Raw genomic sequence first — 19,039 nt, 5'->3', positions numbered from 1 at the left:
CAAACTTTTCTACTGATTGTTTAACAACGTTAAGCCAACAGCAATTTTTGCGCCAATCACTGCGTTATTTTTAACCAATGCTATATTTGCATCCAAGCTTTTTCCATCCGTTAATTCTTTAACTTTCCCCAATAAGAAAGGTGTTGCATCCTTTCCGGAGATCCCCTTTTGTTCTGCTTCTTGTAGTGCAGATTCTATCGCTTTTGAAATAAACTCTTCAGACATGGCATATTCTTCTGGTATAGGATTAGCAATTACTGCGCCACCAGTCATATTTAAGTCCCACTTCGCTTTTAGTGTGGTGGTAATGGTTTCTACCGAATCCGCGCGAAAGTTTACTGGATACTCACTCGTACGCGTGTAGAATGCTGGTAATTTATCGGTTTGATACCCAATAACAGGTACACCTTTTGTTTCTAAGTATTCCATTGTTAAACCAAGATCTAAAATAGATTTAGCACCAGCACAAATAACTGCTACGTTCGTTTTCGCTAATTCCTCTAAGTCAGCAGAAATATCCATGGTTGTTTCAGCACCACGATGAACACCACCAATACCTCCTGTAACAAAAATACTGATATCTGCAAGTTCTGCACAGATCATTGTAGCAGCTACCGTGGTAGCACCTTTTTGCTGAGTCGCTAATAAATATGGAAGGTCGCGTCGTGAGGCTTTGGCAATACCTGTACTATTTCCAAACGATTCTAACTCTTCATCCGACAAACCTATTTTTATTTTTCCATTAATAATTGCAATCGTAGCTGGTACTGCACCATGATCACGGACAATTTGCTCTACTTCACGTGCTGTTTTAACGTTTTGAGGATATGGCATCCCATGAGAAATGATAGTCGATTCTAAGGCAACGATCGGTTTTCCATGTTCTTTTGCCTCTTGCACCTCTTGGGATAATTCAATATAGTTTTTCACGATAATTCCTCCATGTCTTTGTATAATTGTTCTGCATGTAAATCTTGCCTAACAGTATAAGCTGATTGCAGTGTTTTCGCTGCATTAATCACACCCGCTTTAGCAATTTCGGTTAAACTTTTCCCATTAAGCCATGCATGTATAGCAGCAGATGAAAAAGCATCACCTGCACCAGTAACATCTTCAACCTTACTAACTTCTATTGATGGTATATGAAATATGCCTTCATTCTTATTTCCAATACTAACACCATGTTTCCCATTAGTTATTACTACATTTTTGATTCCTTTTTCCAGCCATTTATCCACCGCTTGTTCTAAATCTTTGCTATTTGTAATATTCATCGAGAAATAACTACTAGTCTCATCTCGATTAGTAATCAACCATGTTAAACCAGCGAGATTCTCTGGTAGACGATCCATTTTTGGTGAAGATACAGCCACAAAAATAAGCGGAATTTCTTTACCTCTAGCAAATTCACATAGATACTCAAGTGTATCTTTGGGGCAATTTAAATCTACCATTAAACATTTGGACTGGGATAATAGAGGAATATGTTGTTCAATTAACTCAGGTTTGATTAAGTCATAAATATCCATATCAGCTAAGGCAATAAATAGCTCACCAGAGTTATCTAGTACCGCTGTATATGACCCGGTTGATTCTCCGGTAAAATGCGTAACATATTCTAGGTTCATAAAAGAACTGGAAGCCTTCTCAATTATTGACCATTCAGCATCCATACCACTTGCTGTAAGAAGTATAACTTCCTCTCCAAGTCTTCCTAGATTTTCCCCAATATTGCGCGCTACTCCTCCTGCATTTTGCGAAGAATGGACGGGGTTTGAAGTACCTAACGTGGTTTCCCCATCTATATAAAATTTACGATCAAGATTAGCACCGCCAATACAAACAACTGGTTGTACTTCATTCAAGATATACGCCTTCCCTTTAATATACCCTTTCTTAACTAAACCAGAGATAATATTAGCAATAGACGGTCGAGACAACTCCAACTCACTAGCTAACTGTTGCTGCGAGATAAAAGGGTCCTTTTTGATTAACTTAAGAACGGTCTGTTCCTTCTCGCTCAAGAGACTTATTCTTTTTTTCAATCACAATCACCACCTTAAACTTATGTTTATATTTTAAACTTATGTTTATATTTTAACTCTTAAAGCATTTTTGGTCAATCCTAAATGAAAGTTAAAAAAATTAACATTCGACAAGCCTTTATGGTGAATGCCTTCTTAGTTCCACCTATGCTGGATAGGAAAATTTATGCTTACCTATCTGCAAATTTAAAAACCTTGGTCTTCGCCAAGTTGCGAGATCCAAGGTTTTCATTTAATCGTCAATCAGTGGGAGTCTTATTTCCCGTTATTTGAGATCATAGCTAATATTACTGTTCCGCAGTTTTATTTTGATGAAGCGGCGGAGGAACTAGCCACCCTTTTTCTTTAATCAGACGAAGTACTTTCGATGCGAATGTCGCCTTCTGTGTATGGAACTGACCAAACATAGTTGCTATATCTTCGCGAATACATTGCCCGATTATAGTACTACATGTTATCAACCCCGCAGCAACATCCGCTGATAAAGTAGCCGCTATTTCATTATCCATAGCACGTGCACCAGTTGGAATATCTTCTAAGTCTGCCTTCGGTCGTTCGGGGGGAGTTGGTGGCAGCCCGACACCATTTTCTTTTAGCAGTGTTTCCATCTCTTGCATTTGTAGATTACTTAAATCAATCGCCTCATCAATTAGCTTTACCAAATCCTGATCACCAGCATGGTTTCTTAGAGTCTGATAACCAACAACCATTGCTTTCTTTGCATGTAATGCCGACCATACACCATAAACCTCTCCATAATGCATCGGCTCTTCTGTTGGATTTCCACTTAAAATTCCCATATCTTACCTCCTATTCTGATTCTGCACTTCCACTATTTTCTAAATAACACAATATTAGAATCCCTTGATTCCCCTATTTTATACTTCTTATTTTAAATATTGGTTATTACATCTTCGCGACATGTATAATGTATGAAAGAGTTTGTTTTTCGGAGGTGCTTTTTTTGGATATATCTAAAATTATCAATACACTAAAAGATAGGAAACCATCGATCCTAGGCTATGATGAGCTAAAAAAATCAGCTGTATTACTACCCTTAGTTGAAGTAGAAGGAAAAACACATGTCTTATTTGAAGTGAGGTCAATGAATTTAAGGAGTCAGCCAGGTGATATTTGCTTTCCAGGGGGAAGAATTGACCCAAAAGACTCCACACCTCAGGATTGTGCAATTCGTGAGACTACAGAGGAGCTAGGCATTCCCTATAATGCAGTTAAAGATATTATTCCACTTGATTATATTGTTTCTGACTTTGGAAGAATCATTTATCCTTTTGTAGGAAAAATTACCAATCCAACTATCATAACACCAAATGAATCAGAGGTGGGTGAGGTTTTTACCGTACCGTTATCTTTCTTCCTACAAACACCACCCGAATCGTATAAAGTACATTTTCAAGTAATACCGGAGGAAAACTTTCCTTTTGAATTGATTGTCGGTGGTAAAGATTATAATTGGCAAGTAAGACATATTAATGAGCTATTTTATAAATATGAGGATAAGGTTATTTGGGGATTAACTGCAAAAATATTAACGCATTTTCTTGAGTTAATTAGAAAAGAAATTAAATGAAGGCTCCCAAAATCGGTATAAGATGCGAAGCAAGAAAAAATAGATACCGGAATAAGGATCGAAAAAATCAGTCAAGTTAATCCTCGTTCCGTTAAAAAGGCGAAAAATCCACTTTAGATAGTTCCAATTATTAGAAGAATAAATCCCCTAGAATATATGTTTTGATAACGTTAAATCGGATGTGAAGAATGGGCACTTCATTTATTAGAAGTAGACTGTCCTCCGTTCTAATCACTAAACAAAAAAGTTAAGATTCACTATTAACTGTACAGTATAATACTAGCGGAGAAAATACACGAAGACTCCTGCGGGAGGAAAGGCATCGGTGAGATCCCACAGTGCGACAGCAAGAGGAAGCTCACCAGCCGCCCGCGGCAAAGTAGACACTGTGAAAGCGACTAGAAGGAGCTTGAACAGATGTCGCCCTTGTGCTGGAAGTGAAAGCGTAGTGTATTTCCGGAGCGGGATAAATGCACTAGCTATCATTTCAAGTTACGCGCAGTTTATATATAATCTCCACTAACATGGAGACTTTTTTAATTTTGTACTCCTAAATAGGAGAGCCTTTACTTTTTATTTAAACCAACCTTTTTCTTTAAATTTAGAGATTGCCTCAATTCGATTGCTTACATGTAACTTATCTAGGATCACAGAAACATAATTCCGAACCGTGCCATTTGTTAAAAATAATTGGCTAGCTATTTCTTTTGTGGTTTTCCCTTCAGCTATCAATTTAATAACTTGTTCTTCTCTCTCTGTCAAAGGATTCTCTTCATGAAAAGCTAAATCAACTAATTCCGGAGCATAGATTTTACGACCTTCCATAATAGTACGAATAGAATTAGCTAATTCTTCACTTGGACTATCTTTTAATAGATAACCGCTAACATTAGCTTTTCTAGCACGTTCAAAATACCCCGCTCGAGCAAATGTAGTAAGAATAATAACTTTACAAGGATGATGTTTTAATAATTCTGCAGCTTCTAGCCCGCTTCGAACAGGCATCTCTATATCCATAATACAAATATCTGGTCGATGCTTTTCCACTAAAGTTAAAGCCTCTTCTCCATTCTTTGCTTTTCCAACGACTTCCATATCTTCTTCTAAGTCTAGCAATGAACCTAAGGCCCCCAAAAGCATTCCCTGATCCTCTGCAATCACAATCCTTATCACGATTCTCCCTCCCCTGTCTGTTGAATAACGGTAGGCACCTTAATGGTTAACCTCGTTCCATTTGTTGATGAATCAAATAGTAAGCTACCATTTACAAAGTCCAAACGCTCTTTCATTCCCTCAATCCCATGTCCGTTTAGATCTTCCATATTTTCTAGCAACCCAACTCCATTATCTTCAACAAGAATAACTAATTCACCTGGTTCATTACGTAAAACTACCTGACAAGTGTTAGCATTACTGTGCTTAACTACATTGGTTATAGCTTCCTTTAAACACATGCTCAACACATTCTCTACTAATAAAGGCGTATTAGAAAGGTCTAACTCACCCTTTTGAAGATATTTCATCTGTGCTGCTTCTACAACTTGTTTAATTCGTTCCAACTCATCCTTTAGTTTCGTACCCTTCATGTCCGAGACTAGTTCTCGTACTTCTTTTAAAGCCGTTCGAGCAGTTTGATGGATATCACTAATTTCTTTTTTTGCCTTAGCAGCATCAATTTCCACTAATTTTTTTGCTAGGTCACTCTTTAATCCGATTAGAGAAAGCTTTTGTCCTAAGGTGTCATGTAAATCCCTAGCAATTCGCTGTCTTTCTTCCACTACCCTTAATTGGGATATTCGTTTATTCGCATCCTCTAATTGACCTTCCAATCTCTCTTGTTTATTCCTGCTATATAAGTTAAATGGCAAGAGAATGACTCCGATGATAGTTATAATAATAAAAGGAAGTTGTGTATAGAATGTTTGACTTTGAATAAAAAATCCAAAAGCAATTGCAGTAGTCGTTGTTACCAAATGAACAACATATAGCGTAACAAACCCTATTTTATTTTGGACATTTCCAATATAAAACGCTAAAAAGAGTGCAAAGTATACATAACCAAAATACAAAGTCATACCAACGTTTATTACAATCTCAATTCCAATCGACACATAAACTGTCCATCCTCTCTTTATAAAAGAAAGACGGTATACAGCAAAAAATAATATAATCATGATAATTCCAATAAAAATTTCGACTGTGTCGGATGATCGAATAATAAAATAGAAAGGGAGTAAGCAAAAAATAATCCAAGCATATAAGCTGAGTCCCGTGTTTTTCGGAAAAATATGATACCAATTCCTCATTTATCTTACCCCCATTCCATTTTTTCTCATATCCTTTATATTAGTATAACAAAAAGCAGAACAAACCCTTCAATTAATTGAAGGGTTTAATTTCTTACCTATTACTTTCCTTGAGCTGGGTGGTTTGTCTTTATTTGTACGTTAGGTTTCGTACGATGCAAAAGCTCTTTTACTTCTTTAAAACTAATAAATGTTTTATTTTCTTCATCATATAAGCGAAAACGAATAGATTTCAAGCTTGATATTAAAGTGATTGTTGTTGCTTTTTGTAAAGGCGGTGTTGATTCATGAGCTTTTTCCAAATGATAATTTGGTACTCTTGGACTTAAGTGATGTACATGGTGGTAACCAATACTACCAGTAATCCATTCCAATACTTTGGGAAGCTTATAATACGAGCTACCATCTACGGCTGCTTTTACATAGTCCCACTCTTCCTCGTTTTCAAAGTAGGAATCTTCAAATTGATGCTGTACATAGAACAACCAAATACCTAAAAATCCTGCCACAAAAAGAATTGGTGCTTGTACTAGTACGAAGGCTTGCCACCCGATAACCCAAATTAACAGCGCATAGATTAAAACGATGGATACATTAATTAGGTACGTATTCAAACGTTCCTTCTTTTTAGCACCCTTTCTGTTAAATCGGTTAGATAGAAGAAATAAATGAAGTGGACCTAAACCAAACATAACTAACGGATTTCTGTAAAGACGATAACCTAATCTTTTCCAAAAGGAGGCTTCCACGTACTCGTCAACTGTCATTACCCATACGTCACCTGTCCCACGTTTATCCAAATTTCCACTTGTAGCATGGTGAATAGCGTGATCTCGTTTCCATTTTTCGAATGGAAAGTGCGTGATAATTCCTGTAACCGTTCCTAGAATTCGATTTGCTTTCTTATTTTTGAAGAAAGACATATGTGTACAGTCATGAAAGATGATAAAAATCCGAACAACAAAACCTGCAGCTATAACCGAAATAGCCAAAGAAAGCCATATGGAGACTGAAATACTTTGATATGCTAGAAACCAAAGAAGAAAGAAAGGTGGAATTGTATTTATTAATTGAAATACACTTGCCTTTGTATCCGACTTCTCAAATGGTGATACACTTTTTCTTAATTGTGCTGTTTTCTTTCTACTCATAATGTCCTCCTAATATAAAGATCCTAATTTAATATCTCTATAATAGAGGATTATTTTTCATGATTTAAGTCACATTCGTCAGGAAATGGACATGACAAATGTCATGTATTATTTTTACAATTAAGAAGCAGCAGATTCACTCTTTTCTACTGTATCATCCAAAAATGTAAAGTATGGTAGTAATAAGCCAGCTATTGATACAGTACAAATAACACTTCCTATCAGAATATATAGCGGTCGTACTCCCCATAATTCACTTAATACTCCTCCTACTAAAACACCTAGAGGCATCATCCCACGAACAATTAGTAGGCGAACGGAAAAAACTTTACCCATTAAGTGATTGGGAACTGTCTGCTGACAAAGGGTTGTATTATGTACATTGAAGAATGCCATAACAATTCCAGCTATTGTTTCTGTGATTAACGCAAATATGATGGAGTGGGTAACACCTAAATTTATATAGGTAAGCCCTCCAATAATTAAGGCTCCCAACATTAATACCCTTCTACTAGAAAACGATATTTTTCCAACTAGAACCGTACCTATGACATAGCCAAGAGGAAAGCCAGCCATAAAGTAACCGTACATGGCATAGTTTTCACCTAACTCTTCCGTTATGTAAGGTAAATTGATCACCATTGTAACACCGACACCAAATTGAACAAAAGCAAGAAATATCCCTAGCCATACAATTGTACGCTGCTTGAAAAAGTAACGCATTCCCTCCGTAAATTGCTCTACCCATTTTTTTCGAATATTTAGTTGAACTCTATTTTCTTTAATAAATAACAAAAGAGCCCCGCTTGTTAACAGAAGAAAGCAAACGAGAATTAGCGTTACATGAATACCTATGTACTCAATAACTACTCCTGCGGTTATAGGTGCCATAAATGTCATTAAACGGACTGTTCCATCAACATAGGCATTTGCTTGCATTAACTGTTTTTGCGTAACAATGGTAGGTAAAATGGCTTGATTAGCAGGTACATACAGTGGTGTTATCAATCCAATAACAAGTTGTACAGCATAAATATGCCAAGATACTAGTCCACCACTTACATATGCAATTAATGGAATGAGAAAGATAAATCCCCTGCTCCATAGCGCAATGATCATCACCCATTTCCTACTCCATTTATCGATATAGGGCCCAATAACTAACTGAAGTACGAGAGATGGTATAAAATATAATAACCACATACTACCTAAAGCCAGTTTTGAACCGGTTAATTCATAAATCAATAGGGAATTACAAAAGGTTCCAAAAGCTCCTCCTAATTCAGAGGTAGCATTTCCAATCCAAATAAAGGTAAATGATTTGTTCTTAAATACACTCACTTTTTACACCAGTTTCTTTTAGACTCTGGGTAAATCTATGTTGTAGATTCATTATAACTTAAAATTTTTGAATTAAAAGAAAAAATCCAACATCCCTTAGCTGAGAATGTTGGATTTTCCTGATTAAAAGTTAATTCTTAACGATTGATACGATATTTTGTTCGTTTTGTGTAATTTCTCCTTCTTTAAGAAGTTTAACCGCTTCCCCTTCTTGAAGGTTTGTAAATACTATTGGTGTAATAATGGAAGGTACATTTTCCTTAATAAAGTCTAAGTCAACCTTCATTAGTTTTTGTCCTGCCTTAATTTCATCGCCTTCTTGGACAAAAGATTCAAAGCCTTCACCCTTTAGTTTCACTGTATCAATACCAAAGTGAATTAAGATCTCACGGCCAGAATCAGACTGAATACCAAGTGCATGTTTCGTAGGGAATACGTTGATTACTTTTCCATCTACTGGAGATACGATCGTGTCATCCATTGGTTCAATGGCAAAGCCATCCCCCATCATTTTTCCAGAGAATACTTGGTCAGGTACTTCTGTAATTGGAAGAAGCTTACCCTTGATTGGGCTAACTAGATTGAATTCTGCATTTTCATCTACTGTTACGTCTTCTTGTTTTGGTTGTTCTTTAGATGCTCTTGGTGTTTTACCACTGATAATATCTTGAATCTGTCCTTTTATAGAGTCAGATTGCGGTCCGAAAATTGCTTGAATGTTATTACCTACTTCCATTACTCCAGAAGCTCCGAGTTTTTTCAAGCGATTTTTATCTACATTGTTTTTATCATTAACAGACACTCGTAAACGAGTAATACATGCATCCAAGTGAGTAATATTTTCTTTTCCACCAAGACTTTCTAATACTTCATAAGGAAGATCTCCAGCTTCTTGACCTTCACCAAGTTCAAAATCCTCATCATCTTCACGCCCCGGTGTTTTTAAGTTGAATTTGCGAATTGCAAAACGGAATCCGAAGTAGTAAAGGAATGCGAACCCAATACCAACTGGAATAACTAACCATGCATTTGTAGATAATCCCCAATACAATACATAGTCAATAAATCCACCTGAGAAAGTGAACCCTGCTTTAACGTTTAGTAGGTCCATAATTACAAATGAGAAACCTGCAAAAACAGCATGAATCACAAATAATACAGGTGCAACAAATAAGAATGCGAATTCAATCGGTTCTGTAATACCAGTTAAAAAAGATGTTAATGCCGCAGACGCCATGATCCCAGCAATTTTTTTCTTATTTTCTGGTTTTGCTTCATGATAAATCGCTAGTGCTGCTGCCGGTAATCCAAATAACATGAATGGGAATAAACCAGCCATAAATGTTCCTGCTTCTGGATCTCCAGCGAAGTATCGAGTCATATCTCCTCGTACAACATTTCCCGCGTCATTCACAAACGTTCCGAATTCATACCAGAACGGTTGATAGAAAATATGGTGTAATCCAAACGGAATTAAGATACGCTGTCCAAAACCAAAGATAAAAGCAGCGATGGTTGAGCCTGTTTCAGTTGCTAGTACAGAGAACCAATCAATAACATTTTGAATTGGTGGCCATACGAAAAAGAATAAGATTCCAAGTAATACAGCAGTTGCAGCTGTAATAATAGGAACAAAGCGTTTACCAGCAAAAAATCCTAAGAACTGCGGTAACTGTATATTATAAAACCGTTTATATAATATAGATGCCACAATACCCATTATGATACCGCCAAATACACCCATTTGCAGGGTTGTAATTCCTAGCATCTCTATAGTTTCTACACCTCTGGCCTCAGCCATGATTCCGAGTGTGACATTCATAACTAGTAATCCAATAACAGCAGCCAAACCAGCCACTCCATCACCATCAGAAAGGCCAATCGCAACACCAATGGCAAATAATAAAGGTAAATTATCAAAAACAATTCCACCAGCTTGCGCCATAATAGGAATATCTAGTACATTTTCATGCCCAATTCCAAGCAACAAACCAGCTGCTGGTAAAACGGACACTGGAAGCATTAATGCTTTACCAACCCGTTGTAGTAAGCCAAAAGCTTTTTTAAACATGATGTTTTCCTCCTATAAAAATTAAAATGTATTGTTAAGGTTAAGCTTCCCAAAAAACCAGTAAACTAATTTCCTAAAAACCAAAAAAGGCATGAGTAAAAAAGACTCCGCCTCAAAACAAGGATAGACTGATCCCGTTATTGAAACGTAAATCTTCTTCACTCATGCCTGAATTTAATCAGTTACACGTAAAGAAAAATGTATGATTCGATTATTAATCCATTAACCGCTGTAAATGAATCGTTAAATAAACGACTTCTGATTCATCTACTGGTTTTTGTAAGGTTTTCTGCATGACCTTAACGATTTTCCAAGCAAGATTATAGCATAAAGGATATTCCTTTTTCAATACATTTGCTAAAATTTCTTGGTCCTTCGTGTAATTCCCACTGTTCACTCGTTCAATAGCATGTCGTATATGCTGAACTAAACGATAATAGTTAATACTATCACGTTCTAATTGAATCTCAAGGCCATCCTCGATCATCTTCACTAAATGAAAAACTAATTTAGAGTACTGATTAATTTCACTAAGATTTCTATCGGTAACTGAGCTGTGAATATGTAAGGCGATCAGTCCAGTTTCCCCTTCTGGAAGATTAACCCCACTATATTCTTCAATCATATTAACAATATCCCTAGCAACCATATATTCTCGGTGATACAGCGCTTCCGTTTCTACTAAAAAAGGATTTTTAATGAAGATGCCTTCCCTCGCCCGTTTAATGGCAAAAGCAATGTGATCTGTTAGCCCTATGTGTATATGCTCATTAACGATCTTACCCATTTCTTGTTGAATATGACTAAGAACATCATGCATAAAAACGATAAAATCTTCATCTAAATGCGGAAGTAACTGTTTATATTTATCTTGTTCCTTCTCATCCTCTAAACGAAATACTTTTTCAGCTGTATCGGGATTAATCATTTGACCTGCTTTTTTGTTAAAACCAATACCTTTTCCGATCAAAATTACTTCTTTTTGAGAGGGATCTATTGTGATAACGACATTGTTATTTAGAACCTTTTTTACTTCCATCATTATCTCCCTTTCTAATGGCTACCTATCAGTATAGCAACTATTAAAAGGAATGTCGAAATCTTAGAAAACGAAGGTTTTTGCCATAATTGTTGGTCAAAAACCTTCGTTCCATTCCTTCATCCCTCATCAAGTGATTGCAACAGGTAAAACTGCTGTTACCTTATTAATATATCTGTCTCTCTCTTCCTCCGTCATATACATGTGAATCAAACCATGATCTTCATGTGTACGAATTAAGCGGCCTACCCCTTGTCTTAACCGTAGTAACATATATGGAATGTCTACCTGTTCATCAGGGTTTTCCGTATGTTTACGCTTTGCCTGGAAAACAGGATCTTTAGGTGGAAACGGGAGCGAGGAAATAATGACTTGTGTCAGCGCCTCGCCTGGAACATCTAATCCTTCCCATAAATGATAAGCACATAAAACAGCTGTTTCATCTACCTGGAATTTTTTCACCATTTCACTTATTTCTCGATCACCCTCAAATAACAATTCAAATGCCCATGCTTGATTCTTTGACCATTCCTTAAACTGGCTCATTTCATTTGCAGAGTTAAATAGCACTAGTGACTTCCCGTTATTTTCAATTAATTGCTTCCCAATAGACTCCCATTTATTAGCAGAATCGAAATGTCCAAAAATCTTCGTATTTTCCTTATAATTAAATGGAGAAGAAACGGTAAAGGAATCATATTTCTCAATTCCTAAACTGGAAGCTATATAAGAAAAGTCACCGTTTTGAGATAATGTTGCTGATGAAAAAACAAATGGTATATCATTTGAAAACACTTCTTTTTTCAACACATCTTCTACTAGTCTTGGCATCATAACAAGGGAGGTTGTTGTTTCATTTTCTTCTAACCAGAAAATTCCTTCATTGCTTTTACGGAATATGGATAAACCATGAAAAAAGAATTCTAAGTATTCTTCAATGATTTTAATGTGATAGTCATCCATAGTAAACATCTCCGAATCAAATACAAGTTGATCCAGCAACTGCTCTACTTTGTGATATAATCTTTCAACAAATTCTAGTATTTCTTCAGACTGGACAACTTCTTTTCGATTGGACCCTTCTACATCAGATGAAGCATTAATTAGTAGCTCAAACCATTTATCATGTAATACTAGAATATCTTCTATAAGTAGCAAAGATTCTTCTCTAACATCTTGACCCATATAGCCAGTAAGTACTTTTTCTAATGTTTCCGAATTAAACCGATATGTCAGTCCTTTTTGTGCAGCAAATTCTAATAAATGACCTTCATCAAAAACAACTGTACTCGCCTCAGGCAGCAATGGTATTTGCCCTTCCCGTTTCCTGGAATCCTTCGTCCAAACATGCTCCATATAAAAATCATGTGAGCAAATAATAAGGTCAGTTGCATGTCTGTAATAGTCACGATTTAATGTTTGACCACTTCGATGACGCCATTCACAAGTGGAACACTGCTGTAATGGGTCCCAAGCAATCTTCTCCCATGTTTTATCGGAAACCCAAGGATATTCTTTTCGATCTCCGTACCGTTCAAATGATTTTCTTGATGTACCTTGGTCAAAAACAAAGTCTGGAATCTGATCATGAACACGTATAATATCCTCATTTTCTGTTTGATCGATGAGTGCGTCTAATTTCCGGGCACAAACATAATTTTCTCGTGCTTTTGCTAATCGTACATCTACGCTTAGTCCTAACGCTTTTTCAAGTTTTTCAATATCGCCATCTTTTTTCACAAGCTGTTCAATGAGTGTTTCATCAGCACATGAAATAATCGCCGGGCGCCCTTTGTACCGAGCGTAGCAAATTGCATAGAGTAAATAAACAAATGTTTTCCCTGTTCCTACTCCTGCTTCAGCAAAGATTGTCCGTTTATTTTTAAAGGCTTGCTCTAGTTGAAACGCCATATAAATTTGTTCATCTCGTAATTCGTACCCTTTTTCCGGCAAAATATCATAAAATACATCACCGACATAATCACCTAGTCGATCAAAGAAATTTTCCGTTTTGGATACAGTAAATGGTAGTGCGTTGGTTTTCCTCATATAAAACTCCTTCTCAAATCTAACATTTAGCCATGCCATTATACTTAATTGTAACTCACCTGTCATTTATTTAAACCATCTGACTATTATAGTTATATCAAAGTTGCATTCATCATCATTTATTTTTTTGAAAATTAAAGTTAAAATATAGGTAATAATGCATTTTTATGCTCTTTAGAGAGGTTGTTCTATTTGGCTATACCAATTGGATCATTGCTGTTTTTATTTGCAATTATGTTGTTAACTGGTGTGTTAGCAACGAAATTTTCGACTCGCCTTGGTCTTCCTGCACTTGTATTGTTCCTTCTAGGAGGCATGCTACTAAATAGATACTTTTACTTTGATAATGTTGAACTAACACAGCTCATTGGGATCATGGCCTTGATCATTATCTTATTTGATGGAGGTACACAAACCAAATGGGACCATATCCGACCAGTTATCGGTGCTGCAAGTGTGTTAGCAACGGTTGGGGTGTTATTAACTAGTACATTGACCGGGTTAGCTGCCGTGTACATATTCGACTTTAGTCTATTAGAGGGAATGCTCTTTGGAGCTATTGTTGGTTCAACGGATGCAGCTGCTGTGTTCTCCGTATTAGGAAGTAAAAATTTTAATAAACGTTTAACAGCTACATTGGAAGCAGAATCAGGATCTAATGATCCGATGGCAGTTTTCTTAACGGTTGCACTAATCGAATTGATTCAAATCCCTGATAGTTCGATCTGGGTTGCAGTTGGAAGCTTTTTTGTTCAAATGGGGCTGGGCCTAGCATTTGGACTGCTTCTCGGTAAGTTTACCGTAACTGTCATTAATCATATCAAATTAGATACGTCTGGTCTATATCCTGTTCTAGCAATGGGGGCTGCTGTATTCACTTATGCCTTTACGGATACTCTTGGCGGTAGTGGGTTACTTGCTGTATATGTAATGGCGGTATTTGTAGGAAATAGTGATTTAACCTATCGATTTACTATTATTCGTTTCAATGAAGGTTTTGCATGGATGATGCAAATTGTCATGTTTACTTTACTAGGGTTTTTGGTTTTCCCAAATGAGTTAGTAGATGTGATATGGCAAGGAATTTTGTTGGCAATTATTTTAATGTTTATTGCTAGGCCAGTTGCAATTTTTATCAGCATGCTGTTTATGAAATATAACAATAAAGAGAGATTATTCATTTCTTGGGCTGGGTTAAAGGGTGCAGTACCAATCGTATTAGCAACCTATCCGGTATTAGCAGGAGTGGAAAACAGCGACTTAATTTTTAATGCTGTATTTTTCGTTGTATTATTTTCGGCATTGGTTCAAGGAAGTACGTTATCTTGGCTCGCAACGAAGCTTGGACTTACCATTAATGAAGAAGATGCAGCGACTCCTAGCTTAGAATTAATTCACTTGGGGACAACTGAATCGGAAATCATGAGACTAACCTTAACGAAGAAAAACGCTGCCGTTGGTGTTCCGCTTTCAGATCTAGAGTTACCTGAACACACATTGATTATTGGTATTACCCGTAGGAAAAAGCTATTAACCCCTACCGGAAACTCCATTATCAAACACGGAGACACCGTATTCGTCCTAAGCGACAAGGAACATCGGGAAGAAGCAAAAAAAGTATTATTAGGATAGATCATTTGTCGGTGCCTGTCACTTGTCGAAATTCGACAAGTGACAGGCACCGACTCTATGATTTTTCTATGAGTTCTAGTTGAAATTTCCCTTGAGCGTTTTCTTCATATAAGTTTGTTAAAGAGGTGGAATAGTTGTTTATTGTTGCTGAAAACTGCAGATTTTTATTTGGTACGCTAACAAGAAAATCATTTTTATAAAGTAATGTTGTTACATCATGGTAATCTTCATGAGTGACGATAAACTCAAAAGTGATTTTATGTAACGTTTTACCATTCTTGATAGCAGTACTTTCCACAAAATTCTCTGCTTGTATCCCAAAACCATTGATTAGAACCATTTCTTTCATTTCAAGTCACCTCTACCTATGAATCATTTTTCATAAACGTTTTCGGCATAATAGCTGCTATTACCTCACCTTTTGCGCAGCATACATCCCCAGCAAAAACCTCTGTATGAACCTTCCACTTCTTCGGATGAATTTCTTCCACCGTTCCAACTGCTTTTAATGGCACACCTTGTGGAGTAGGTTTTAAAAAATCTACATGTAAGGAAGCAGTAACAAATCGTGGAGGTTCCACCCCATCACCTGGTTCATGACCATTCTTTCTGTATAATGCTAATGCCGCAGAACCCGTTCCATGACAATCCACTAACGATCCAATTAGGCCACCATAAACAAACCCAGGTATTGCGGTATGTTCAGGTCTTGGTGTGTAGACCGTTATTGTCTTATTTCCCTCCCATCCCGTACGGAGCTTTAGACCTTCTTCGTTTAACCTTCCACAACCGTAGCACCATGAATAGTCATCTGAATAATCATCCTGTATGGCATGTACTAACTTCTCACTCATCCTACTTGCCACCTCTTTTTTATTTTTAGTATACCATGTTATAACACACCGTCACTAAACATGACACATATAAAGGAACCTTGTATAATATTCCTAAGTGAGCGATACCACTTAAAATATAATAAATTCTAATAAAGGGTGACATAATGGGGAAGCGCATTTTTTATTTTCTACTAACTAATATTCTAGTATTACTTACCATTAGTATTATATTTTCTATCTTCAATGTTAGTTATATCGAAGGTGGCACGATTCAGTTTGGATCATTACTAGTTTTTAGTGCAATAATTGGTTTTACAGGTTCATTTATTTCACTAGCAATGTCTCGCTGGATGGCAAAACGAATGGCTGGTGTTAAGGTCATTGATCCAAATGGGCCAATGTCTTCATATGAAAGAGAAGTCGTTGAAAAGGTTCATCGTCTTTCCAGAGCAGCTGGCTTAATGCATATGCCTGAGGTTGGAATCTATCATTCTCCTGAAGTGAATGCATTTGCAACTGGTCCATCCAAAAAACGTTCGTTAGTCGCCGTCTCTAGTGGTCTATTAGAAGAAATGGATGATGATGCAGTTGAAGGTGTTATTGCACATGAGGTTGCCCATGTTGCCAATGGTGATATGGTTACGATGACTCTATTACAAGGTGTTGTAAATACATTCGTTGTATTTTTAGCTCGTATTGCTGCTTTTGCTGTATCACGATTTGTAAGAGAGGATTTAGCACCGATTGTTCATTTTATCGCGATTTTAATATTCCAAATCGCTTTCTCTATTTTAGGAAGCATTGTTGTAAATGCCTACTCTAGACATCGCGAATTCCACGCAGACAGAGGTGGAGCAGACTTAGCTGGAAGAGATAAAATGAAACATGCACTAGTTAGTTTGAAAGCATATACCAATCGCATCCGTGGAGATGAGCAAACTGCAATCTCTACGTTGAAAATTAGTGGTAAAGGGAAATCAATGCTATTCTCTACACATCCAGACTTAGATGAACGCATCAAACGTTTAGCTTAACTATTAGAAAATGACACTACCAAAGGAAGCTTCTCATTAGAGAGCTTCCTTTTTTGGATGATAGGAAAGTGTAAACTTTCCTATTCTACACAAGTGCAACTAAGGTATTCACCATAAAGGCTTGGTGAATGGCACGTTTTCAGATGTAATTAAGCATGTATTCACCTCATTCAGAATAGAGTAGAAGTAAAAGCATTAGTAAGGAAGAGGTGAGCGACATGTATTATTCATATCCCTACATAAGATCTAATTCAGATCCACGGCAAAATGATCGTAAATTATTAGTAACCGGAGAAGGCACGGTTTCTGTTGAACCGGATCGAGCTGTGGTCATCTTAGGTGTTGTAACAGAAGACTCAAACCTTCAAAAAGCACAGCAGGAAAATGCTGAATATACAGACAATGTTATCAATGCTTTACTGCAAGAAAATATCCCTCGAAACAATATACGGACACAAGATTATCGAATTGACATGAATTATGATTATAAGGAAGGCGTTCAAATATTTAGAGGATATCGCGTGACAAATTTACTACGGGTTATCATTGAAGCAATTGATAAAGTCGGACTTATTGTTGATATTGCGGTTGATCATGGAGCAAATGTGGTTCGCAACATTGAATTAACGATCGCTAACCAGGATCGATATTATGAGGAGGCGCTTAAACGAGCAGTTGAAAACGCTCAAGTAAAGGCAAGCATTATTGCACAGGAGTTAGGAGTTAGTATTAGTTCTGTCCCATATTCACTAAAAGAAATATCCAGACGCGAAGATACCGTACCCCGTCCAGTCGTATTAGGAGTATCAACCGAGAGTCCTACTACCCCCATAGAACCTGGTAGATTAGAAGTTAATGCAAAAGTAGAAGCAGAATTTCAATATTGAACTTTGACCTTTCACTAAGTAATAGAAATGAATTTCTTTTACAATGTATAATACGCTCGGTTACATTCCGAGCGTATTATATGTACCACTAGACTATGGCTTTAGTCATCTTGATGATGCCCCCAAAAATAGTCCATTTTATTATCTTCAAAAGGGAATATTTTTAATTCCTTCGCTTGATCCGCATGTTCTGTAAAAATTTCGTCCAATAATTCATTTGCACTTTTATCTTTTGTATCAATACCTAGCTGTGTAGCTGAATTATAAATTTTAGCTTCATGAATTTCCTGAACAATTTCATGTGTTTCTTTTCCTTCTGTTTCTACACCATGAACTTTTGCTTCCTGATCCAATTGTGCTCGCATGACAGCTTCTCTTAATTCATCCAGATCTTTCCCTTCGGATTCAACACCTAATTCGTCTGCTTTTTGTTTTAATTTTGCATCATAAACCTCTTTGGCAAGCTCTTTTGGATCCTTACCTTCCGTCTCTATACCAAGTTCCTCGGCTTTTTCCTTTACTTTAGCATGGTAAACTTCTTTTCCAAGTTCCTTTAAATCTTTACCTTCTGTTTCAATCCCGTACTCTTCTGCTACCTTATTTAATTTCGCTTCTTTTACTTCTTTAGCTAACGTTTTTAGGTCTTTTCCTTCTGTTTCAATGCCTAGCTCTTCCGCCTGCATTTTTATCCAGCCTTCATGCTTTTTAAGACCACCTTTTTTCTCACTACCTTCATCATGATGCTCCCCTTTTTTATCCTCTTCATCATCTTCTTTATCCTTTTTAAAGAAGTCAAAAAAGCCTACTTCGTCATCTTCCGTTTCAGCTAAAACAGTCGTTCCCTGCCATGCTAAACCAACCGCTAACACAATAGTTAACAATGCAATGAAATGTTTGTTCACTTTAGTCATCCTCCTGTTGTAAGATATGGTATTTTTTTCATTTGGTAGTATTTCCAACATGTGAAAATAAATGAATAAAAATTATAATCTTAATCTAGTCTTCCTAGTGTTTCTTTGGTAATCTGTAATAAGGGGCAGTTAGTAAGCGTTTTCGA

17 protein-coding genes are annotated in these 19,039 nt (G+C 36.7%); 4 read left to right on the top strand and 13 right to left on the bottom strand.

Annotated features, from left to right (window positions below; translation table 11 throughout):
• Positions 1–9: 9 nt before the first annotated feature.
• From GMD78_RS09675 to GMD78_RS09665, 3 genes are all read right to left on the bottom strand, one after another.
• On the bottom strand, positions 10–930 hold the full coding sequence (locus tag GMD78_RS09675; protein WP_343042231.1) for a pseudouridine-5'-phosphate glycosidase: 921 nt from the start codon (positions 928–930) through the stop codon (positions 10–12).
• Positions 927–2,045: a carbohydrate kinase gene (locus GMD78_RS09670; protein ID WP_155668619.1), complete on the bottom strand. Its 1,119-nt coding sequence runs from the start codon at positions 2,043–2,045 to the stop codon at positions 927–929. The genes GMD78_RS09675 and GMD78_RS09670 overlap by 4 nt, the downstream gene beginning before the upstream one ends.
• Positions 2,046–2,332: 287 nt before the next feature.
• Positions 2,333–2,845 carry a DUF3231 family protein gene (locus GMD78_RS09665; RefSeq protein ID WP_155668618.1) on the bottom strand — a complete coding sequence of 171 codons (513 nt, stop codon included), beginning with the start codon at positions 2,843–2,845 and terminating at the stop codon, positions 2,333–2,335.
• Positions 2,846–3,009: 164 nt separating this feature from the next.
• Here GMD78_RS09665 and GMD78_RS09660 point away from each other — a divergent pair, with 164 nt between their 5' ends.
• On the top strand, positions 3,010–3,636 hold the full coding sequence (locus tag GMD78_RS09660; RefSeq protein ID WP_155668617.1) for an NUDIX hydrolase: 627 nt from the start codon (positions 3,010–3,012) through the stop codon (positions 3,634–3,636).
• 573 nt (positions 3,637–4,209) lie between these two features.
• Here the strand turns inward: GMD78_RS09660 and GMD78_RS09655 are convergent.
• The 7 genes from GMD78_RS09655 to GMD78_RS09625 form a co-directional block, all read right to left on the bottom strand.
• A complete protein-coding gene (locus GMD78_RS09655; protein ID WP_343042230.1) occupies positions 4,210–4,809 on the bottom strand; it encodes a response regulator in 600 nt (199 codons plus the stop codon).
• Positions 4,806–5,942: a sensor histidine kinase gene (locus tag GMD78_RS09650; protein ID WP_155668616.1), complete on the bottom strand. Its 1,137-nt coding sequence runs from the start codon at positions 5,940–5,942 to the stop codon at positions 4,806–4,808. Before GMD78_RS09650 ends, GMD78_RS09655 begins: the two co-directional genes overlap by 4 nt.
• Positions 5,943–6,043: 101 nt before the next feature.
• Positions 6,044–7,093: a Delta(5) desaturase DesA gene (desA, locus tag GMD78_RS09645; RefSeq protein ID WP_155668615.1), complete on the bottom strand. Its 1,050-nt coding sequence runs from the start codon at positions 7,091–7,093 to the stop codon at positions 6,044–6,046.
• Positions 7,094–7,213: 120 nt separating this feature from the next.
• Positions 7,214–8,434, bottom strand: coding sequence for an MFS transporter (locus GMD78_RS09640; protein ID WP_343042229.1), 1,221 nt, complete (start codon positions 8,432–8,434; stop codon positions 7,214–7,216).
• Between the two features lie 130 nt (positions 8,435–8,564).
• A complete protein-coding gene (ptsG, locus tag GMD78_RS09635) occupies positions 8,565–10,505 on the bottom strand; it encodes a glucose-specific PTS transporter subunit IIBC (protein ID WP_155668614.1) in 1,941 nt (646 codons plus the stop codon).
• Between the two features lie 214 nt (positions 10,506–10,719).
• Positions 10,720–11,547, bottom strand: a complete 828-nt coding sequence (gene glcT, locus GMD78_RS09630; protein ID WP_155668613.1) for a glucose PTS transporter transcription antiterminator GlcT — start codon at positions 11,545–11,547, stop codon at positions 10,720–10,722.
• Between the two features lie 126 nt (positions 11,548–11,673).
• The gene (locus tag GMD78_RS09625; RefSeq protein ID WP_155668612.1) at positions 11,674–13,593 is read right to left on the bottom strand and encodes an ATP-dependent DNA helicase; all 1,920 of its coding nucleotides are present in this window, start codon (positions 13,591–13,593) and stop codon (positions 11,674–11,676) included.
• 192 nt (positions 13,594–13,785) lie between these two features.
• Here GMD78_RS09625 and GMD78_RS09620 point away from each other — a divergent pair, with 192 nt between their 5' ends.
• Positions 13,786–15,225: a potassium/proton antiporter gene (locus tag GMD78_RS09620; protein WP_155668611.1), complete on the top strand. Its 1,440-nt coding sequence runs from the start codon at positions 13,786–13,788 to the stop codon at positions 15,223–15,225.
• A gap of 55 nt (positions 15,226–15,280) precedes the next feature.
• On the opposite strand, the gene GMD78_RS09615 is transcribed toward GMD78_RS09620, so the two are convergent.
• The gene (locus GMD78_RS09615; RefSeq protein WP_155668610.1) at positions 15,281–15,574 is read right to left on the bottom strand and encodes a DUF3219 family protein; all 294 of its coding nucleotides are present in this window, start codon (positions 15,572–15,574) and stop codon (positions 15,281–15,283) included.
• Between the two features lie 16 nt (positions 15,575–15,590).
• On the bottom strand, positions 15,591–16,079 hold the full coding sequence (locus GMD78_RS09610) for a PaaI family thioesterase (protein WP_155668609.1): 489 nt from the start codon (positions 16,077–16,079) through the stop codon (positions 15,591–15,593).
• 146 nt (positions 16,080–16,225) lie between these two features.
• On the opposite strand from GMD78_RS09610, the gene htpX reads away from it, so the two are divergent.
• Together htpX and GMD78_RS09600 are read left to right on the top strand one after the other, a co-directional pair.
• Complete coding sequence (gene htpX / locus GMD78_RS09605) at positions 16,226–17,095, top strand: protease HtpX (RefSeq protein WP_155668608.1); 870 nt, start codon at positions 16,226–16,228, stop codon at positions 17,093–17,095.
• 218 nt (positions 17,096–17,313) lie between these two features.
• On the top strand, positions 17,314–17,982 hold the full coding sequence (locus GMD78_RS09600) for an SIMPL domain-containing protein (protein WP_155668607.1): 669 nt from the start codon (positions 17,314–17,316) through the stop codon (positions 17,980–17,982).
• Positions 17,983–18,083: 101 nt separating this feature from the next.
• On the opposite strand, the gene GMD78_RS09595 is transcribed toward GMD78_RS09600, so the two are convergent.
• The gene (locus GMD78_RS09595) at positions 18,084–18,884 is read right to left on the bottom strand and encodes a hypothetical protein (protein ID WP_155668606.1); all 801 of its coding nucleotides are present in this window, start codon (positions 18,882–18,884) and stop codon (positions 18,084–18,086) included.
• Between the last annotated feature and the right edge of the window lie 155 nt (positions 18,885–19,039).

Source organism: Ornithinibacillus caprae (assembly GCF_009728145.1).
Taxonomy (GTDB): domain Bacteria; phylum Bacillota; class Bacilli; order Bacillales; family Amphibacillaceae; genus Ornithinibacillus; species Ornithinibacillus caprae.
Note: the sequence above shows the minus strand (reverse complement) of the source record. Positions and strands in the feature narration are given on the sequence as shown.